The sequence below is a fragment of the Neisseria sp. HMSC055H02 genome, assembly GCF_001813335.1.
In the GTDB taxonomy this organism is placed as follows: domain Bacteria; phylum Pseudomonadota; class Gammaproteobacteria; order Burkholderiales; family Neisseriaceae; genus Neisseria; species Neisseria sicca_C.
Genome location: NZ_KV812107.1, coordinates 32,223 through 35,492 on the forward strand (window position 1 = coordinate 32,223; position 3,270 = coordinate 35,492).

Annotated in this window: 3 protein-coding genes; 1 reads left to right on the plus strand and 2 read right to left on the minus strand. The window is 54.0% G+C overall.

Features of this window, described 5'->3' with window-relative positions; all coding sequences use genetic code 11:
• Positions 1-232 precede the first annotated feature (232 nt).
• Positions 233-1,639 (minus strand): DEAD/DEAH box helicase, encoded by a 1,407-nt coding sequence (locus HMPREF2907_RS08505; RefSeq protein ID WP_070682118.1) that lies wholly within the window; start codon positions 1,637-1,639, stop codon positions 233-235.
• 458 nt (positions 1,640-2,097) lie between these two features.
• On the opposite strand from HMPREF2907_RS08505, the gene HMPREF2907_RS08515 reads away from it, so the two are divergent.
• Positions 2,098-2,340, plus strand: a complete 243-nt coding sequence (locus HMPREF2907_RS08515) for a hypothetical protein (RefSeq protein WP_016687314.1) — start codon at positions 2,098-2,100, stop codon at positions 2,338-2,340.
• Between the two features lie 184 nt (positions 2,341-2,524).
• On the opposite strand, the gene HMPREF2907_RS08520 is transcribed toward HMPREF2907_RS08515, so the two are convergent.
• Complete coding sequence (locus HMPREF2907_RS08520) at positions 2,525-3,166, minus strand: GrxB family glutaredoxin (protein WP_070682124.1); 642 nt, start codon at positions 3,164-3,166, stop codon at positions 2,525-2,527.
• Positions 3,167-3,270: the final 104 nt, after the last annotated feature.

Sequence of the window (3,270 nt, forward strand, 5' to 3'; positions counted from 1 at the left end):
AGGCAACGCCGTACCGGTTTAAAGTTAATCTACTATATTTTCACAACAAACTACACGCTACCGTCGTAAATTGCTTAGGAAATTACAGAAACGCCAATTAAGCAATACTTATTCCTCCATTCATGTGCAGACTCAGTAGCCTGTATTTTTTCGACCCCGCTATTTTCCCGACAGCAAAAGGTCGTCTGAAATCTTTTTCAGACGACCTTTCGGGTTTTATGGGGAACCGGCTTTATTTTGCGCCGTAATTGGGTTGCAGCAGGGCGCAGGGTTGGCGTTCCCTGCGGCTGCGGCGGCTGCGTCCGGCGATGGTGCCGCAGGCGGCGCCGGGATCGGTTTTGTCGGCTTTTTGGGATTTGTCGCCGCGCTCGTTACGGTCATTGCGTTCGCTGCGGTTGTTCCTTTCGGAGCGGTTTCTGTCGCTGCCGCGGCTGCGGGTCGGAGCGGCTTGGGTGTCTTCGGCTGCATCGCCGTCGGCGTCACTTCCCCACCAGTTCGGCTCGAAGCCTTCGATGCGTTCGACTGCCAAGTCGTTGCCGGTCAGCTCCTTGATGGCTTCAAACATTTTTTGCTCGGTTTTGTCCATCAGGGAAATGGCGACGCCGTCCGCGCCTGCCCTGCCGGTGCGTCCGATGCGGTGGACGTAGTCTTCGGGCTGGGTCGGCAGTTCGTAGTTGATGACGAAGGGCAGCTCGGCGATGTCCAGACCGCGTGCGGCGACGTCGGTGGCGACGAGGACGCGCAGGCTGCCTTCTTTGAAGGCGTTGAGGGTTTCGAGGCGGCTTTGCTGGGATTTGTCGCCGTGGATGGATTGGGCGGAGAGGTTGCGGCGCACGAGGTCGCGGGTCACTTGGTCGACGCTTTGTTTGGTTTTACAGAACACGATGACTTGGTTCATCTGCAAATCGACAATCAGCCGCTCTAAAAGATTGCGTTTTTTGAGTGCGTCAACGGCGATGATGTGTTGCTCGACATTGGCGCTGGTGGTGTTTTGCGCGGCGACTTCGACGATTTCGGGCGCGTTCATGAAGTCTTTGGCGAGCTTGCGGATGGGCGGGGCAAACGTTGCGGAAAAGAGCAGGGTTTGGCGTTGCTTGGGCAGCATCTGCATGATTTTGCGGATGTCGTCGATGAAACCCATGTCCAACATGCGGTCGGCTTCGTCGAGGACGACGATTTCGACTTTGTTTAAATTGATGTTTTTTTGTTTGACGTGGTCAAGCAGCCTGCCGACGGTGGCGACGACGATTTCGCAGCCGGCGCGCAGGTCGGCGGTTTGTTTGTCCATGTTGACGCCGCCGAAGAGGACGGTGTGGCGCAGCGGCAGATTTTTGATGTAGCCCTGCACGTTTTGGTCGATTTGGTCGGCGAGTTCGCGCGTCGGGGTCAATACGAGCATACGCACGGGGTGCATCGCGGGCGAGGTGCTGGCGGTGGCGTAGCGTTTGAGGCGTTCCAGACTGGGCAGCATAAAGGCGGCGGTTTTGCCTGTGCCGGTTTGGGCGGCGGCTAGTAAATCATGGCCGGCTAGTGCTTTGGGGATGGCGGCGGCTTGGATGGGCGTCGGGTTTTCGTAACCTTGTTCGGTCAGCGCGGAAACGAGTTCGCTGCCCAGCCCGAGTGAGGCGAATGGATTCATGGCGGTAGCTTTCTGTTCAGACGGGATGCGGCATGCCGCGTGGGGTCGTCTGAAACGGGAGGATGTTTTGATGATGTGTTTTATAGGATGCTGCCGGCAAAGTGTGCGGCCGGTGTACGGCAAACCGCAGAAAAGGAATGTGGTTTCTGCGGTATGGAAAGGTAAGCGGGATTATGCCATAAAACCCCTGCGCCGCCTAACGGCAGGCGGGCGGAGCATGATTGTTCGGCTGTGTTGCCGAGTCGATAAGGGAATTTTTTACATTGCGGTGTCGTTGGCGTTTATGTTCCTTAAATTCATGAAACCGCTTATCATTTTCTGACGGCATTTACTGTCATAGTTCAAACTTATCAAAAACTTTCATATGTAAATGAAACTAAATCGTACTAATGGGACTCTGTTTTGGGACAGACGCAAATTTGCGCTGTAAACCATCAATCACAATAGGAATATACGACATGAAAACTTTATTGATCGCCGTTGCCGCTGCAAGTCTGATGCTGGGTGCCTGCTCTAGCAGCAAAACTTCTGAAGAAGCAAAAACCCCTAGCGTTAGCGTTGAAGAAGCAATTGCTCAATGTCAACAAGCTTCCGGTGCAAACCAAGACCGCGCCGTGTTCGATGCATGTATGAAAGACAAAGGCTACCAACGCAGCGCCGCTGAAGGTGGTGCCGCTGCTTCTGCACCTGCCGCACAATAAGCACAGCCGGGAATTATTGCTGTATCACCCGATCTGTTCGGGGTCATACATCAACAATTTCCGCCATGCTTGCTCCGCCTGATTCCATTCACTCCCGGAAGGTAGGGCGGGCGCAAACGGAAAGGTCGTCTGAAAACTGTTTTCAGACGACCTTTCCGTTTGTTTTATCCGGCGGATTCGGTTATTACAAGGCGCGGTCGAAATACAGCGGCACACCCGATGCTTCGCTCATGCGCAGCAGGTAGTCCATAACCTTCTGCGGCCACTCGACACCGCGCACGACGGTCAGGTTGTGCAATATCGGGAACACCAATATGTCCTCCATGCCGATTTCGCCGTTCAAACCTGCACCGCCTTCGGTCATCAGCGCTTCCAGTTCCGCCAAATCTTCGTTAAGCCGTTGCACATACTGACCGGTTTTCTCCAAATTGGCGGCGAAGCTGCCGATGCTTTTCTCTTTTTTATCCGTGAAATATTTCACCGCTTCCGGCGTTTCAAATTCGGGCAGTCCGAGTTTGATTACGCGCGGCTGGACGAGTTTCAGGTTGTATTCGCCCACCTTGTCCAACCATGCCTGGATTTCGGGGCGGGTTTCATCTTTCAGACGACCCTCGCGGTCAAGATAGCGGACAACGTCCAAACTCTCGCCCATAAACGAACCGTCTTCTTTTTGCAGGATGGGTACTTGCTTCGCGCCGATCATGCCGATCGGCGTTGCCTCGTCGTCGTTTGCCAGCACGACTTCTTCAACGTCCGCGCCAAACAGCCCGGCCGCCATCCGCGCACGCACGCAAAACGGGCAATGGTCGTAAATATACAGCTTCATCGGATACTCCTTTTCAAGTTCATCAAACGGACGAACCATATCATTTAAGGTCGTCTGAAACAACCCGCTTACAGACAATATAGTGGATTAAATTTAAATCAGGA

Coding starts and splice junctions, on each gene's coding strand:
- HMPREF2907_RS08505 (WP_070682118.1), bottom strand. CDS start 1,639: ATGAATCCATTCGCCTCACTCGGGCTGGGCAGCGAACTCGTTTCCGCG.
- HMPREF2907_RS08515 (WP_016687314.1), top strand. CDS start 2,098: ATGAAAACTTTATTGATCGCCGTTGCCGCTGCAAGTCTGATGCTGGGT.
- HMPREF2907_RS08520 (WP_070682124.1), bottom strand. CDS start 3,166: ATGAAGCTGTATATTTACGACCATTGCCCGTTTTGCGTGCGTGCGCGG.